The following is a 14,536-nucleotide window of genomic DNA, read 5'->3' as shown; positions in this document are numbered from 1 at the left end:
CCCCGATGAAAGCCAAGAAGCTATCGAAGACCGCAACCTGGATCCTCATGGGGCTCCTGATCCTCGGGCTCGGCGGCTTCGGCGTGACCAACCTTTCGGGCAGCGTGCGAAGCGTCGGCCATGTCGGCGACGCCGAGATCGACATCAACGAATACGCCCGCGCGCTCCAGAACGAGATCCGCGCGCTCGAGGCCGAGCGCGGCAGCCCGGTTTCCTTCGCGCAGGCCAAGGCGGCGGGCATAGACCAGCAGGTGCTGTCGCGGCTGGTCTCCGCGGCCGCGCTCGACGATGAAACGGCGCGGCTGGGCCTGTCGGTCGGGGACCGCAACCTGCGCGAACAGATCTTAGAGATCCCGGGTTTTCGCGGGATGGACGGCGAATTCGATCGCGAAGCATATACCTACGCGCTCGAACAGGCCGGCCTGACCGAAGCCAAGTTCGAATCCGACATGCGCAAGGAGGCCGCGCGCCGGCTGGTGCAGGACGCCGTCGTCTCGGGCGTGGGCGCGCCCGCGCCCTACACCGACACGCTGCTGGACTACATCTCGGAATCGCGCGACGTCACGCTCGCGACGCTGGGGCGGGCCGATCTGTCCGGCGGCCTGCCCGACCCCTCAACGGAGGATCTGCGCAGCTATTACCAGTCCCACCTGCCCGATTTCACCACCCCCGAAACCCGGCAGATCACCTACGCGTGGCTCACCCCCGACATGGTGCTGGACGAAGTCGAGCTGGACGAGGACACGCTGCGCGCCGCGTATGACGACCATTCCGAACGTTTCAACCAGCCCGAACGCCGCCTGGTCGAACGGCTCGCCTTCAGCGACGCCGCCACAGCCCGGGCGGCCAGGGAAGAAATCGCCGCCGGGAACCGCAGCTTTGAGGACTACGTGAGCGACCGCGGGCTGGAGCTGAGCGACATCGACATGGGCGACGTCACCGCCGGCGAACTCGGCGAGGCGGGCGCGGATGTCTTCAAAGCCGAGGCCGGCGAAATCGTCGGCCCGCTCGACAGCCCGGTCGGCCCTGCCCTGTTCCGCGTCAACGCGGTGCTCGCGGCGCAGGAGACCAGCTTTGAGGACGCCAAGCCCGAGTTGCGCGAGGAACTGGCGGCGGACCGGGCGCGGCGGATCGTCGACAGCCGGATCGACGGGATCGACGACCTGCTCGCCGGCGGCGCCACGCTCGAACAGGTGGCCGACGAAACCGCGTTGGAGCTGGGCAGCATCGACTGGTATCCCGGCATGAATGACGGCATCGCCGCCTATGCCGGTTTCCGCGACGCGGCGGCCGAGCTCGAAGAGGACGACTTCCCCGAGGTCATCTCGTTCGAGGAAGGCCCGATCGTCGCGATGCGTCTTGACGCGGTGAAGGAACCCGCCGTCCAGCCCTTCGAGAAGGTCGAGGACGCGGTCCGCGCCGCGTGGCGCGCCGAGGCGGTGACCAAGGCGCTGCGCGCCGAGGTGGCGGACAAGGTGACGGCGCTTGAAAACGGCGAAAGCTTCGAGGCGGCCGGCCTTGACGGCAAGAGCGTGACCGACATCACCCGCCGTGGTTTCCAGCCCGGCACCCCGCCCGAGTTCATCGAGACCGTGTTCGGCATGTCCGAGGGCGAGGCGACGGTGATCGACGGCGACGAGCGCATCTTCGTGCTGCGTCTCGAGCGCGTCACGCCCCCCGATCCCAAGGACGATGAGCTTGCCGAGCTGCGCACCGCGCTTGCCGAGCAGGCGGCGAACGGCATCGCGCAGGATCTCTATCGCGCGCTGGCCGGCGACATCCGCAGCCGGGTCGGCATCTCGCTCGACACGCAGGCGCTCAACGCCGTGCATTCCAGTTTCCAGTAGAGGCGGCGCCCCGTGGACCTGACCCCCGGCTTTGACGATTTCGCCGCGCGCCACGAGGCGGGCCAGAGCCAGGTGGTCTATGCCCGGCTCGCCGCCGATCTCGACACGCCGGTGTCGCTTATGTTGAAACTGACGGGCGCGGCGACCGACGCCTTCATGCTCGAATCCGTGACCGGCGGAGAGGTGCGCGGGCGCTATTCCATCATCGGCATGAAACCGGACGTGATCTGGCAGTGCCACGGTCAGACGAGCCGCATCAACCGCGCAGCGCGCTTTGACGCGGAGGCGTGGGAGGATCAGCCGGGCGCGCCGCTCGACAACCTGCGCGCGCTCATCGCCGAGAGCCGGATCGAGCTGCCCGACGACCTGCCAGCGGCAAGCGCCGGGCTCTTCGGGTATCTCGGCTACGACATGATCCGCCTGGTCGAGCACCTGCCGAACGTGCCGCCCGATCCGCTCGGCCTGCCCGATGCGGTGATGCTGCGCCCCTCGGTCGTGGCCGTGCTCGACGGGGTCAAGGGCGAGGTGATCGTCGTGGCTCCCGCATGGGCCGGCGGCGGCCAGTCGGCGCGCGCGGCCTACGCGCAGGCGGCCGAACGGGTGATGGACGCGGTGCGCGACCTCGACCGCGCCCTGCCCCATGCGAGCCGCGAGATCGGCGAGGCCGACGAGGATGCCGAGCCGGTGTCGAACTTCACCCGCGACGCCTATAAACGGGCCGTGGAGAGAGCCAAGGAATACATCCGCGCCGGCGATATCTTCCAGGTGGTGCCCAGCCAGCGCTGGACCCAGCCCTTCCGTCGCCCGCCCTTCGCGCTTTACCGCAGCCTGCGGCGCACCAACCCGTCGCCCTTCATGTTCTATTTCAACTTCGGCGGGTTCCAGGTGATCGGCGCCAGCCCCGAGATCCTCGTGCGGGTCTTTGGTAGCGAGGTGACGGTCCGCCCCATCGCCGGCACGCGCCCCCGCGGCGCGACCCCGGAAGAGGACCGCGCGCACGAGGCGGACCTGCTGGCCGACAAGAAGGAGCTGGCCGAACACCTGATGCTGCTTGACCTCGGACGCAACGATTGCGGGCGGGTGAGCAAGGTCGGCACCGTGCGCCCGACCGAGGAATTCATCATCGAACGCTACAGCCACGTGATGCACATCGTTTCCAACGTGGTGGGCGAACTGGCCCCCGAACACGACGCGCTGAGCGCGCTGCTGGCCGGGCTGCCCGCGGGCACGGTGTCAGGTGCGCCCAAGGTGCGCGCGATGCAGATCATCGACGAGCTCGAGCCGGAGAAACGCGGCGTCTATGGCGGCGGCGTCGGCTATTTCAGCGCGGGCGGAGACATGGACATCTGCATCGCGCTGCGCACCGCGGTGGTCAAGGATCGGGAACTCTACATCCAGGCCGGCGGCGGCGTCGTGCATGACAGCGACCCCGAGGCCGAATACATGGAGACGGTCCACAAATCCAACGCCATCCGCCGCGCGGCGGCGGACGCGGCGCGGTTCAACGACGGGAACACATGACCGGGATTCTTCGCCGAGAAGTCTCGCGATCAGAGTTTTCGGCGAGAATTCTCAGCCTGCGCACATGCCCCGGCTGATCCTCTTCAACAAGCCGCACGGCGTGCTGTCGCAATTCACCGACGAGGGCTCGGGGCGGCCCACCCTGGCGGATCATATCAATCTGCCGGGCGTCTATCCCGCCGGGCGGCTGGATCGCGACAGCGAGGGGCTCTTGATCCTGACCGATGACGGCCGGACGCAGGCGCGCATCGCGGATCCGAAACACAAGACCGAAAAGACCTACCTGGTGCAGGTCGAGGGCCTCCCCGACGACGCGGCGCTCGCTGGGCTGCGCGCGGGCGTCACGCTGAAGGACGGCCCGACCCGACCCGCGCGGGTGCGCCGCATCGACGCGCCCGATCTCTGGGAGCGCGATCCGCCGGTGCGCTTTCGCAAAAACGTGCCCGACTGCTGGCTCGAGGTCACGATCACCGAAGGGCGCAACCGGCAGGTGCGCCGCATGACGGCGCATGTCGGCCATCCGACATTGCGGCTCGTGCGTTGGCGCATCGGCGACTGGTCGATGGACGGCATCGCGCCGGGGTGCTGGCGCGACGCCTGAGCGGAGTCAATACCGGCCGATATCGACGTTGCGGATCATCGCCAGCGTCTTGCCATTGGCGTTCACCGCCCGCAGATCGACGGTATAGCGGTTGCCCTTGCCGCCCGAACAGGGCGGCAGATAGCCGGGGCTGGCGTATTTGCCCGTGCCGCGCGCCGCCTTGACCACCTTGGCGCCGCCGGGAAGCCGCGCCGTCATCCCCGGCAACGGCGGCAGATCGGTCGTGGCGCCCTTGACCGGATAGGCGATGCGGCCATGCCCGCCGTTCTGCGACAGCGGTTTATAGCTCTTGTCGTTGTAATCCGCGACGATCCATCTCGCGCCCTGCGGAACGCCCGTCACGCGCATCGGCGGCGTGGCCCCGTTGCCGCCATGCAACCTGCAGTGCTGGCCCGCAGGCACCTTGCGCCCGTCCCAGCCGCCGCCCAGTTTCACGGACATGTCCGCCATCGCCGCGCCGGTCGTCATGACCAGCGCCGCCGTAAAGCCCAAGAGTTTCATGCTATCGTCTCCGCTTTCAAAATCGCACTCTCAAATGCGGCGTCAGGATAGCGGAGGTCGGTTCAGGCGGCAACGCGCGCCGAGCAGGCAGGCTATTGCGGCTCCTCCGTCAGCACCGCCGAGATCGGCGCGATCGCCACGCTGCTGGCGCGGTCCTGGAGCCCCCAGAGCAAAAGCGCGCTGATCGTGTCGGCGCGCAGGCGGCCCAGCATGATCACCTTGCCCTGCCGGCGCCCGGCCTTGAACGCCGCCTGGTCGAGGAACCGGCGGATCACCGCCGCGTCCTGCCCCTTGGCGTCGAAATCGCGGAACACCGCGCCCGTCGGCACGCCTTCGCGCGAGATCAGCTTGCGCGCGGTGTCGAGCCCGTTGGGAAACAGCACCAGCCCGTGCCCGCTCTCGAGCAGGATCGGCGCGAGCTGCTCGGCCGCGGCGCGGTCGGATTGCAGCCCCGCGCCCGTACCCTCGATCACCGCGACCGCGCCGGGGACGGCGTCCAGCACCGTCTGCATCGCGATCTCGGTGTCGCTGGCGCGCGCGCCGGGCGGCAGGTCGGCCAGCGCCAGCACCTCGAACCCCGCGTCGCGGTATTTGCGGGCCGCCTCGGCCGCGCCGTCCCATGACGCGTCGACGGCGAAGCTCAGCGGGTAGGGAAAACTCGCCAGCGCGTCGAGCCCGATCGGGCTCGTGCCGTCGTCGATCAGGATGATCGCCATCAGCGGCTTGTCTTCGGGGTTGTCGAAGGGTTCGGCGTTCGCCTCGATCGCCCGCGCGCTTTCGGACTGCTCCGGTTCGGCCTCGATCAGCTCTTCCGGCGTGTCGGTGACCGACGGCAGGCGGTTGGTCGCGACGTTCTCGGCAAGGTTGCCGATCGTCTTGGCGGGCGGCTCTTCCTGTGCGGTTTCGGCCTCGGCTTCGGCGGCCCCGCCCATTGCGTCCGGCTCGGGCGGTTCCGTCATCGCCTCCGGCTCGGGGGGCTCGGTCACGGCCTCCGGCTCTTCGGCGAGGTCGAGGTCGGGAACGGCCGACGCCACGTCCGGCGCCGTCGCTTCGCCGTCCTGTTCGGGAAAGGCCGCGCTCTCGGCCTCGGCGCTTGGCGGAGCGGGCTGTTCGGGATCGACGGAAATGGACTGCTCCCCGGCGTCTTCGACCGGCGCGTCCGGCACGGCCGAAGACGTGCCGACGGCGGGCGCCTCCGGTTCGCTGGCGGCGCTCATGCCGCTGTCCTCGGCGATGACCTGCGGCGCGGTCAGGTTGGCGTCCGCCATGCCGGTCTCGGGAACTGCGGCGGACTCCATGTCCGACTCGGCGATCGAACTCAGATCGTCGGGCGCGGGGGCGCCGACCTCGGGCGTCTCCCCGGCCTGCGGCGGGGCGTCCGGCTCTGAACTGAGGGTTGCGGGGACATCGTCGCGCGCGCCGTTGAACTCGGACCCCGCGGGCACGTCGACCCCGGCCGCCTCGGGCGCGGAAGGACCGGGAACGCCCGTCGCCAGCGACGCCGCGCCAAGCCCCACCGCGCACACCACCGTACCCGTGACGATCCCACCCAAAAAACCTTGTGCCATGTCCGTTTCACCCTCTCACAGTCTCTGCGCCCCTTGACGCTGCCTGCCAAGCCTGAACAAGTATACCGCGACCGGCCCCCCGGCCTCCACCCCCCAATCGCGCGAGGCGCAGGATGCTGCTGCTGATAGATAACTACGACAGTTTCACCTATAATCTCGTCCATTACGTGGGCGAACTGGGCGCGCAGGCGATCGTGCGCCGCAACGACGCGCTCAGCGTCGAGGAGGCGATGGCGATGCGGCCCGCGGGCATCCTGCTCTCGCCCGGCCCCTGCACTCCGGACGAGGCGGGCATCTGCCTCGACCTTGTCAAGGCCGCCGCCGAGGCGCGCGTGCCGCTGCTCGGGGTCTGCCTCGGGCACCAGGCGATCGGGCAGGCCTTCGGCGGGCGCGTGGTGCGCCATTCCGAGATCGTGCACGGCAAGATGGGGCTCGTCCAGCACCGGCAGGAGGGCGTCTTCGCCGACCTGCCCTCGCCCTTCGAGGCGACGCGCTATCACAGCCTCGTGGTCGAACGCGACAGCCTGCCCGACGCGCTCACGGTGACGGCGGAACTGGCGGACGGGACGATCATGGGTCTGCAACACGCGGATCTGCCGATCCACGGCGTGCAGTTCCACCCCGAATCGATCGCCTCGCAGCATGGACACGCGCTGCTCGGGAATTTCCTGAAGCTGTTGCCCCAGACCCCCGGCGAGGCGGCATGAGCGACGGAATGAAATCCCTGATCGGGGCCGCCGCCGACCGCCCGCTGAGCCGACAGGAGGCCGAAACCGCCTTTGCGCTGCTGTTCGACGGCGAAGCCACGCCAAGCCAGATGGGCGGCTTCCTCATGGCGCTGCGCACCCGCGGCGAGACGGTCGACGAATACGCCGCCGCCGCCGCCGTGATGCGCGCCAAGTGCAAGCCGGTGCGCGCGCCCGAGGGCGCGATGGACATCGTTGGCACCGGCGGCGACGGCAAGGGCACGCTCAACATCTCGACCGCCGCCGCCTTCGCGGTCGCGGGTGCGGGCGTGCCGGTGGCCAAGCACGGCAACCGCAATCTCAGCTCGAAATCGGGGGCGGCGGACGCGCTCGGGCAGATGGGCGTCAACGTGATGGTCGAACCCGACGTGGTCGAGGCCGCGCTGAACGCCGCCGGGATCGCCTTCATGATGGCGCCGATGCATCACCCCGCGATGGCCAATGTCGGCCCGGTGCGCGCGGAACTGGGCACACGCACCATCTTCAACATCCTCGGGCCGCTGACCAACCCGGCGGGCGTGAGACGGCAACTGACCGGCGCGTTCTCGCGCGACCTGATCCGCCCGATGGCCGAGACGCTGGGCCGGCTCGGGTCCGAGCGCGCCTGGCTCGTCCACGGCAGCGACGGCACCGACGAGATGACGATCACCGGCGTCACCTGGGTCGCCGCACTCGAGGCGGACGGAACCGTCCGCGAGACCGAGTTGCATCCCGAGGATTTCGGCCTACCTGTGCATCCGTTCGAAGACATCCTCGGCGGCACGCCCCAGGAGAACGGCGCCGCATTCCGCGCGCTGCTCGACGGGGCGCCGGGGGCCTATCGCGACGCGGTGCTGCTCAACGCGGCGGCCGCCCTTGTCATCGCGGAACGCGCGTCCGACCTTGCGACCGGGGTGGCGCTGGCGCGCGAGAGCATCGACAGCGGCGCGGCGCTGACCTGCCTGCGCACGCTGGCGAAAATCACATCGGAGAAAGCATGACCACACCCAGCATCCTTGAACGGATCAAGACCTACAAGCTCGAAGAGATCGCCGCCGCCAAGGCCGAAACGCCCATCGAGGAGATGCAGGAACGGGCGCGCGCCGCGCCCGAAGTGCGCGATTTCCAGGACGCGCTCCTCCAGGCGAGCAAGCAGGGCTACGGTCTTATCGCGGAGATCAAGAAGGCCAGCCCGTCCAAGGGCCTGATCCGCGAGGATTTCGATCCCGCAACACTGGCCAAGGCCTACGAGGACGGCGGCGCGACCTGCCTCAGCGTGCTGACCGACACGCCCAGCTTCCAGGGCGCCAAGGAGCATCTGACCGAAGCGCGCGCCGCCTGCGCCCTGCCGGTGCTGCGCAAGGAATTCATGTATGACCCCTACCAGGTGGCCGAGGCCCGAGCGCTCGGGGCGGATTGCATCCTGATCATCATGGCCAGCGTCGACGACGCCGAGGCCGCCGCCCTCGAGGCCGCCGCCGCCGATTGGGGCATGGGCGCGATCATTGAGGTCCATAACGAAACCGAACTTGAACGCGCCGCGCTGCTCGAGTCCAGGATGATCGGCATAAACAACCGTGATCTCAACACCTTCGAGACGTCTCTTGACACAACCCGCAGGTTGTCGCGCCTGGCGCCGATCGACGCGCTGCTGATCTGCGAAAGCGGCCTGAACAGCGCAGCGGACCTCGACGATATCGCGCGCTTCGGCGCGCGCTGCTTCCTGATCGGCGAAACCCTTATGCGCGCCGATGACGTCACCGTGGCGACCCGCGCGATCCTCGCCGACCCGGTGAACCGCGGAGGCGTCTGATGCCCGAACAGCCCGGCGGCCTGACCCATTTCGACGCCAAGGGCGACGCCCACATGGTCGACGTCTCGGCCAAGCCCGTGACCGAACGGATCGCGACCGCCGAATGCCACATCAGCATGACGCCGCAAACCCTTGAAATCGCGTCCGAAGGGCGCGCCAAGAAGGGCGACGTGCTGTCGGTTGCGCGGCTTGCCGGCATCATGGGCGCGAAACGCACGGCCGACCTGATCCCGCTCTGCCATCCGCTGCCGTTGTCGAAGGTGGCGCTCGATCTCAGCTTCGACCCGGACCTGCCGGGTGTGCGCATCAAAGCCACGGTCAAGACCACCGGGCGCACTGGCGTGGAGATGGAGGCGCTCACCGCCGCCTCGACCGCCGCATTGACGGTCTATGACATGCTCAAGGCGGTGGACCGCGCCATGCAGATCGGGGGCCTGCGCGTGATCCTGAAAGATGGCGGAAAATCAGGGCGGTACAGCGCGACATGATCACGGTTGCCCAGGCGCTTGACCATCTCTTCGCGCTGGCGCCGCGGATGCCGCAGGAAGACGCGCCGCTGGTCAGGGCCGCGGGCCGGACGCTGGCGCGCGACGTGGCGGCAAGGCGCGACCAGCCCCCCTTCGACGCCTCCGCGATGGACGGCTACGCGGTCCGCTCCGAAGACGTCGCGCAGGGCGCGCGGCTCACCGTCATCGGCGAGGCGGCGGCGGGCCACCGCTTTGCCGGGGCCGTCGGGCGGGGCGAAGCGGTGCGCATCTTCACCGGCGCGCCAATGCCCGAAGGCAGCGACCGGGTCGTGATCCAGGAGGACGTCACGCGCGCGGACGCGCGCATCACGCTCAGCGCGCCCGAAGACGCCGCGCCCCACGTGCGCGCCGCGGGCGGGGATTTCCGCGCCGGGGCCGCGATGAGCGCGCCTCGCCGGCTGCGCCCCGAGGACATCGCGCTGCTGGCGGCGATGAACGTGGCCCGCGTCCCGGTGGCGCGCAAACCGCGCGTCGCGATCATCGCCACCGGGGATGAGCTCGTCATGCCGGGCGAGGATCCGGGGCCGGACCAGATCATCGCCTCCAACTCATTCGGGTTGAAGGCGCTGCTCGATCAGCACGGGGCCGAGGCGCGTCTGCTGCCGATCGCGCGCGACACCGTTCCCGCGCTCGAGACGGCGTTCGACCTCGCGCGCGACGCCGATCTCGTGCTCACCATCGGCGGCGCTTCGGTCGGGGATCACGACCTCGTCGGCAGCGTCGCCGAAAGCCTCGGGATGGAGCGCAGCTTCTACAAGATCGCGATGCGTCCGGGCAAACCCCTGATGGCCGGGCGGATGAACGATGCGATGATGATAGGACTGCCGGGAAATCCCGTCTCCGCAATGGTTTGCGGCTATGTCTTCGTGTTACCCGTGTTGCGCGCGATGCTCGGGTTCGCACCCGAAGCCGCGCCGCGCCAAAGCGCCCCGCTCGCGGCGGATATCCCCGCGAATGGCGCGCGCGAACACTATATGCGCGCCACGTTCGACCCCGACGACGCCCTGCGCGCCGAGACCCGGCAGGACAGCGCGCTGCTGGCGGTGCTCGCCTCGGCCGACGCGCTACTCGTCCGGCCGCCGGGCGATGGCCCGCGCAAGGCCGGCGACATGGTCGACTACCTCGCGCTCTGACCGCGCGGGCGGCATGTATTGACACAAAACGGGAACATGGGTAGAACAAAAAGACCCCGCCCCGTGGAGAGGATCAAGGCATGTTGACCAAGAAGCAGTTGGATTTGCTGGATTACATCAACAAATGCGTGCAGCGGAACGGCGTTCCGCCCAGTTTCGATGAAATGAAGGACGCGCTCGATCTGCGCTCCAAGTCCGGCATCCACCGCCTGATCACCGCGCTGGAGGAGCGCGGCTTCATCCGCCGCCTCGCCCATCGCGCCCGCGCGCTCGAGATCGTCAAGCTCCCCGAAAGCCTCGGCGGCGCGCCCACGACAGGCTTCGCGCCCCGCGTGATCGAAGGCGACCGCCCTGCGGCGAAGATACCGGCCAACGCGCTCGGCGTCGAGGCGGTGCACGCGCTGGAGCTGCCGGTGATGGGGCGCATCGCCGCCGGCGTCCCGATCGAGGCGATCCAGCACGCCTCGCACAATGTGGCGGTGCCCGGCGCGATGGTCAGCGGGCCGGGCGAACATTACGCGCTCGAGGTCAGGGGCGACTCGATGATCGACGCGGGCATCAACGACGGCGATGTCGTGGTGATCCGCGAGACCAGCACCGCCGATAACGGCGATATCGTCGTGGCGCTGGTCGAGGATCAGGAGGCCACGCTCAAGCGGTTCTTCCGCCGCGGCGGCGCCATCGCGCTGGAGGCGGCGAACCCTGCCTACGAGACGCGCGTGCTGCCCGGCGACAAGGTCAAGGTGCAAGGCCGCCTCGTCGGACTGATCCGCACCTACTGATGGCTCAACGCCGGTTCCAGGGCCGATCGCCGGTGCGCTCGCGCGCGCTGACGACGCGCAGCCCCGCCTGCCCGGCATAAAGCGCGAGCGCCCCTGTCTGGCGCAGGGTGCCGGGATGGATCACGGTGCAGGCCAACCCCTCGGGCGGGTCGGTGTTGAACACCAGCCAGTCCGTCGCGGCGCATCCCGTCAACGCCTTCGCGGCGCGCTTGCCCCGCACCATTGTGATCGCCACGCCCCCCGGCAGGACGGCGGGCCAGCGCGCCGCCGCTTCTTCCTGCTCTGCCGGATCGCCGTCATTCTCAAGCCAGTTGCGCGCGATGAACCCCGCGCCGCGCGGCGTGCTGAGCGCGCGGCCCGAAGGCGTCATCACCCCGACAAGTCCGCCGGTGTCGGCGATAAGCGCATCGGGCCGCTGCGCCTGACTCCAGAGGGCGAGCGCCGCGAGCATCGGCAGCGCGCCCAACACGCGCGCGCGCCCCTGCCAGAGCACCGCGAAAAGCGCCCCGAGCGCCAGCAGCGGCAGCACCGCCGGATCGGGGCTGACCACCGTGCCGCGCGCGCCGTCGAGGTCCGCGATCCAATGCGCGACGCCGAGAATCCAGCGCAGCCCCAGCCCCATGAGCCAGAGCCCGACCCATTCCAGCCCGACGGGCAGCAGGCAGGCCGCCAGCACCGCCGCCGGCATCACCAGCGCCCCCATCAGCGGCACGGAGGCGAGGTTGGCGATCAGGCCATAATGCGCGAACTGGTTGAAATGCGCCGCCGCGATCGGCGCCGTCGCCAGCCCCGCCACGGCCGAGGACACCACCACCGCCAGCACCGGACGCCCCCAGCGCGGCAGCCGCGTGTCGCGCCCGCTCATCCAGCCGAACACCGCGACCAGCGCGGTGGTCGCGGCGAACGACATCTGGAATCCCGGCCCGAGCAGCGCCTCGGGCCGCAGACAGAGCACGATCACCGCCGCCAGCGCCACCGCCCGCAGGCTGAGCGCGCGGCGATCCAGCATCACCGCGACCAGCATCACCGCCACCATGACGAAGGCCCGCTCGGTCGCGACGTTCCCGCCCGACAGCAAGAGATAACCCGCCGCCGCGCAGAGCGCGACCGCCGCCGCCAGTCGCTTGATCGGCAAGCGCAGCGCGATCCACGGCACGGCGGCCAGAGCGAGACGCAGCGCGGCGAAGACGAACCCGGCGAGCAGCCCCATATGCAGCCCCGAGATCGCCAGAAGATGCGCGAGGTTCGACACCCGAAGCGCCCTGAGCGTGTCCTGCCCGATGCCCGAGCGATCGCCGGTCATGATCGCCGCCGCAAAGCCGCCGATCTCGCCCGAGAGCGCCGTCTGCACCCGTTTCGAGAGCGCCATGCGCGCGGCGAAGAGCGGCTGCCGCCCGTCGGGCGGAGCCAGCGCCATCAGCGGCGCGCGGCCATATCCCACCGCGCCCAGGCCCTGAAACCAGGCGTGGCGCTGGAAGTCGAACCCGCCAGGCTCCACCGGCCCGCCGGGCGGCGATAGATGACCGGTGGTCATCACCCGAAGCCCCGGGCGCGGCGTCGCGCCGGGGATGTCCGAATGCAGCGACAGGCGCACGCGCGACGGCGTGCGCGCGGGCGCGACGTCGCGCAGCACGACCTCGTCCAGCGTGACGCGAACCGCGTCGCTGCCCGAGCGGTCGATGCCCACGATCCGCCCCTCGACCGGACCGTAATAGCGCCAGCCGAGCACCGGCCCCGAGACCGTCTGAGCGCGCAGCCCCGCGATCAGCACGCCCGCGATGACCAGCGCCGCGCCCACGGCCAGCGGCGACGCCGCCTCGCCCAGGACGCGCCGGCCCAGCAGCAGCGCCACCAGCGCGAGCGCCAGCGCGGCGTACACGGCCGGCCCCGGCTCCGTCCCGAGCGCGAAATAGACGCCGATCCCGCAGGCGAGACAGACCGGCGCCCAGCCGATCAGATGCCCGCGCTGCGCGAGCAACGCGCCGCGCAGGGAGGACGGGATCGCCGGCACTTGTTTCCCCTCCAACGGGCCGATAGATACGAAACCGAAATTATCCCCCCATCGTTACCGAAAGGTTAACCGCGCCCATGCCCCAAAAGGTCGTGACCCGCTTCGCCCCGTCGCCCACCGGCTATCTGCATATCGGCGGCGCGCGCACCGCGCTCTTCAACTGGCTCTTCGCGCGCGGCAACGACGGCGCTTTTCTTCTGCGGATCGAGGACACGGACCGCGCGCGCTCCACCCCCGAGGCGACGCAGGCCATCCTCGACGGCATGGCCTGGCTGGGGCTTGACCATGACGGCGAGGCGATCAGCCAGGCCGCCCGCGCCGAGCGTCACGCCGAGGTCGCGCACCAGATGCTCGCCGCCGGCGCCGCCTACAAGTGCTTTTCCACGCAGGAGGAAATCCAGGCCTTCCGCGAGGCCGCCCGCGCCGAGGGCCGCTCGACCCTCTTCCAGAGCCCGTGGCGCGACGCCGATCCCGCGACGCATCCCGACGCCCCCTTCGCCCTGCGCATCAAGGCCCCGCGCGACGGCGCGACGGTGATCCGCGACGCGGTGCAGGGCGACGTGACGATCCGCAACGACCAGCTTGACGACATGGTGCTGCTGCGCTCGGACGGCTCGCCGGTCTACATGCTCGCCGTCGCGGTGGACGATCACGACATGGGCGTGACCCATGTGATCCGCGGCGACGACCACCTAAACAACGCCGCGCGGCAGATGCTGATCTACGAGGCGATGGGCTGGCCGCTGCCCGTCTACGCGCATATCCCGCTGATCCACGGCCCCGACGGCAAGAAGCTGAGCAAGCGGCACGGCGCGCTCGGGGTCGCGGAATACCGCGACATGGGCTATCCGGCGTCCGGGATGCGCAACTACCTCGCGCGGCTGGGCTGGAGCCACGGCGACGCGGAGTTCTTCACCGACGCCGAGGCGCGGGAATGGTTCGATCTCGACGGGATCGGCAAATCGCCGGCGCGGTTCGACTTCAAGAAACTCGACAATCTCTGCGGGCGCCACATCGCGGCGACGGATGATGCTGCGCTGCTGCATGAACTCGCGGAGTTCCGCGCCGCCACCGGCCTGCCGCCCTTGAGCGAAGAAAAAAACGCGCTCATGGCGAAGGGGATGTATTGTCTGAAAGAGCGCGCGAAGACCTACCCGGAACTCCTTGAAAAGGCCGAATTCATCCTCGCGGACCGGCCGATCGTCCCGGATGGGAAAGCCGCGGCGCAGTTGACGCCCGAGGCGCGCGCGCTGCTCGGAGAATTGACGCCGCACATGCAAAATGCTAGGTGGGAGCGCGAAAGTCTGGAGGCGGCGGCCAATGCATTCGCCGCCGAAAAGGAGATCACGTTCGGCAAGCTGGCGGGCCCGATGCGGGCCGCTCTCGCCGGGCGCAGCGCAACACCGAGCGTGTTCGACATGATGCTGGTGCTGGGGCCGCAGGAAACCCTCGCCCGGCTGGATGAGGCCGCACGGGAAGAGGGCTGAGCCGACCGCCGCCCCCACCC

Annotated in this window: 13 protein-coding genes; 10 read left to right on the top strand and 3 right to left on the bottom strand. The window is 69.7% G+C overall.

Annotation, left to right across the window (positions count from 1 at the left end; genetic code table 11):
• Positions 1 to 5: 5 nt before the first annotated feature.
• From D6850_RS09610 to D6850_RS09600, 3 genes are all read left to right on the top strand, one after another.
• The gene (locus D6850_RS09610) at positions 6 to 1,847 is read left to right on the top strand and encodes a peptidyl-prolyl cis-trans isomerase (RefSeq protein ID WP_121166234.1); all 1,842 of its coding nucleotides are present in this window, start codon (positions 6 to 8) and stop codon (positions 1,845 to 1,847) included.
• Between the two features lie 12 nt (positions 1,848 to 1,859).
• Positions 1,860 to 3,368 carry an anthranilate synthase component I gene (trpE, locus tag D6850_RS09605; protein ID WP_121166232.1) on the top strand — a complete coding sequence of 503 codons (1,509 nt, stop codon included), beginning with the start codon at positions 1,860 to 1,862 and terminating at the stop codon, positions 3,366 to 3,368.
• 64 nt (positions 3,369 to 3,432) lie between these two features.
• Entirely contained in the window at positions 3,433 to 3,969 is a 537-nt protein-coding gene (locus D6850_RS09600; RefSeq protein WP_121166230.1) for a pseudouridine synthase, read from the top strand.
• A 6-nt stretch (positions 3,970 to 3,975) separates the two neighbouring features.
• Here the strand turns inward: D6850_RS09600 and D6850_RS09595 are convergent, their stop codons facing one another.
• Positions 3,976 to 4,470: a hypothetical protein gene (locus D6850_RS09595; protein ID WP_121166228.1), complete on the bottom strand. Its 495-nt coding sequence runs from the start codon at positions 4,468 to 4,470 to the stop codon at positions 3,976 to 3,978.
• A gap of 92 nt (positions 4,471 to 4,562) precedes the next feature.
• Positions 4,563 to 6,038, bottom strand: a complete 1,476-nt coding sequence (locus D6850_RS09590) for a divergent polysaccharide deacteylase family protein (protein WP_245964143.1) — start codon at positions 6,036 to 6,038, stop codon at positions 4,563 to 4,565.
• A 113-nt stretch (positions 6,039 to 6,151) separates the two neighbouring features.
• On the opposite strand from D6850_RS09590, the gene D6850_RS09585 reads away from it, so the two are divergent.
• The 6 genes from D6850_RS09585 (at position 6,152) to lexA (ending at position 11,018) form a co-directional block, all read left to right on the top strand.
• A complete protein-coding gene (locus D6850_RS09585; protein ID WP_121166227.1) occupies positions 6,152 to 6,745 on the top strand; it encodes an anthranilate synthase component II in 594 nt (197 codons plus the stop codon).
• Positions 6,742 to 7,764, top strand: coding sequence for an anthranilate phosphoribosyltransferase (gene trpD / locus D6850_RS09580; protein WP_121166225.1), 1,023 nt, complete (start codon positions 6,742 to 6,744; stop codon positions 7,762 to 7,764). Before D6850_RS09585 ends, trpD begins: the two co-directional genes overlap by 4 nt.
• On the top strand, positions 7,761 to 8,576 hold the full coding sequence (gene trpC / locus D6850_RS09575) for an indole-3-glycerol phosphate synthase TrpC (protein WP_121166223.1): 816 nt from the start codon (positions 7,761 to 7,763) through the stop codon (positions 8,574 to 8,576). The genes trpD and trpC overlap by 4 nt, the downstream gene beginning before the upstream one ends.
• Positions 8,576 to 9,064, top strand: a complete 489-nt coding sequence (gene moaC / locus D6850_RS09570) for a cyclic pyranopterin monophosphate synthase MoaC (RefSeq protein WP_121166221.1) — start codon at positions 8,576 to 8,578, stop codon at positions 9,062 to 9,064. Before trpC ends, moaC begins: the two co-directional genes overlap by 1 nt.
• Entirely contained in the window at positions 9,061 to 10,236 is a 1,176-nt protein-coding gene (locus D6850_RS09565; protein WP_121166219.1) for a molybdopterin molybdotransferase MoeA, read from the top strand. The genes moaC and D6850_RS09565 overlap by 4 nt, the downstream gene beginning before the upstream one ends.
• A gap of 80 nt (positions 10,237 to 10,316) precedes the next feature.
• Entirely contained in the window at positions 10,317 to 11,018 is a 702-nt protein-coding gene (lexA, locus tag D6850_RS09560; protein ID WP_121166217.1) for a transcriptional repressor LexA, read from the top strand.
• A gap of 4 nt (positions 11,019 to 11,022) precedes the next feature.
• On the opposite strand, the gene D6850_RS09555 is transcribed toward lexA, so the two are convergent.
• On the bottom strand, positions 11,023 to 13,044 hold the full coding sequence (locus D6850_RS09555; protein ID WP_166434032.1) for a ComEC/Rec2 family competence protein: 2,022 nt from the start codon (positions 13,042 to 13,044) through the stop codon (positions 11,023 to 11,025).
• Between the two features lie 62 nt (positions 13,045 to 13,106).
• Between D6850_RS09555 and gltX the strand changes: the two genes are divergently transcribed.
• A complete protein-coding gene (gene gltX, locus D6850_RS09550; protein ID WP_121166215.1) occupies positions 13,107 to 14,516 on the top strand; it encodes a glutamate--tRNA ligase in 1,410 nt (469 codons plus the stop codon).
• Positions 14,517 to 14,536: the final 20 nt, after the last annotated feature.

The sequence above is a fragment of the Roseovarius spongiae genome, assembly GCF_003651245.1.
GTDB classification, from domain to species: Bacteria; Pseudomonadota; Alphaproteobacteria; order Rhodobacterales; family Rhodobacteraceae; genus Roseovarius; species Roseovarius spongiae.
The sequence above is the reverse complement of the archived record's forward strand: the minus strand, read 5'-3'. Positions and strand labels throughout refer to the sequence as shown.

Bases quoted from the DNA above. Each gene is read 5' to 3' on its own strand.
- D6850_RS09610 (WP_121166234.1), top strand. From the start codon at position 6: ATGAAAGCCAAGAAGCTATCGAAGACCGCAACCTGGATCCTCATGGGG.
- D6850_RS09600 (WP_121166230.1), top strand. From the start codon at position 3,433: ATGCCCCGGCTGATCCTCTTCAACAAGCCGCACGGCGTGCTGTCGCAA.
- D6850_RS09595 (WP_121166228.1), bottom strand. From the start codon at position 4,470: ATGAAACTCTTGGGCTTTACGGCGGCGCTGGTCATGACGACCGGCGCG.
- D6850_RS09590 (WP_245964143.1), bottom strand. From the start codon at position 6,038: ATGGCACAAGGTTTTTTGGGTGGGATCGTCACGGGTACGGTGGTGTGC.
- D6850_RS09585 (WP_121166227.1), top strand. From the start codon at position 6,152: ATGCTGCTGCTGATAGATAACTACGACAGTTTCACCTATAATCTCGTC.
- trpD (WP_121166225.1), top strand. From the start codon at position 6,742: ATGAGCGACGGAATGAAATCCCTGATCGGGGCCGCCGCCGACCGCCCG.
- trpC (WP_121166223.1), top strand. From the start codon at position 7,761: ATGACCACACCCAGCATCCTTGAACGGATCAAGACCTACAAGCTCGAA.
- moaC (WP_121166221.1), top strand. From the start codon at position 8,576: ATGCCCGAACAGCCCGGCGGCCTGACCCATTTCGACGCCAAGGGCGAC.
- D6850_RS09565 (WP_121166219.1), top strand. From the start codon at position 9,061: ATGATCACGGTTGCCCAGGCGCTTGACCATCTCTTCGCGCTGGCGCCG.
- lexA (WP_121166217.1), top strand. From the start codon at position 10,317: ATGTTGACCAAGAAGCAGTTGGATTTGCTGGATTACATCAACAAATGC.
- gltX (WP_121166215.1), top strand. From the start codon at position 13,107: ATGCCCCAAAAGGTCGTGACCCGCTTCGCCCCGTCGCCCACCGGCTAT.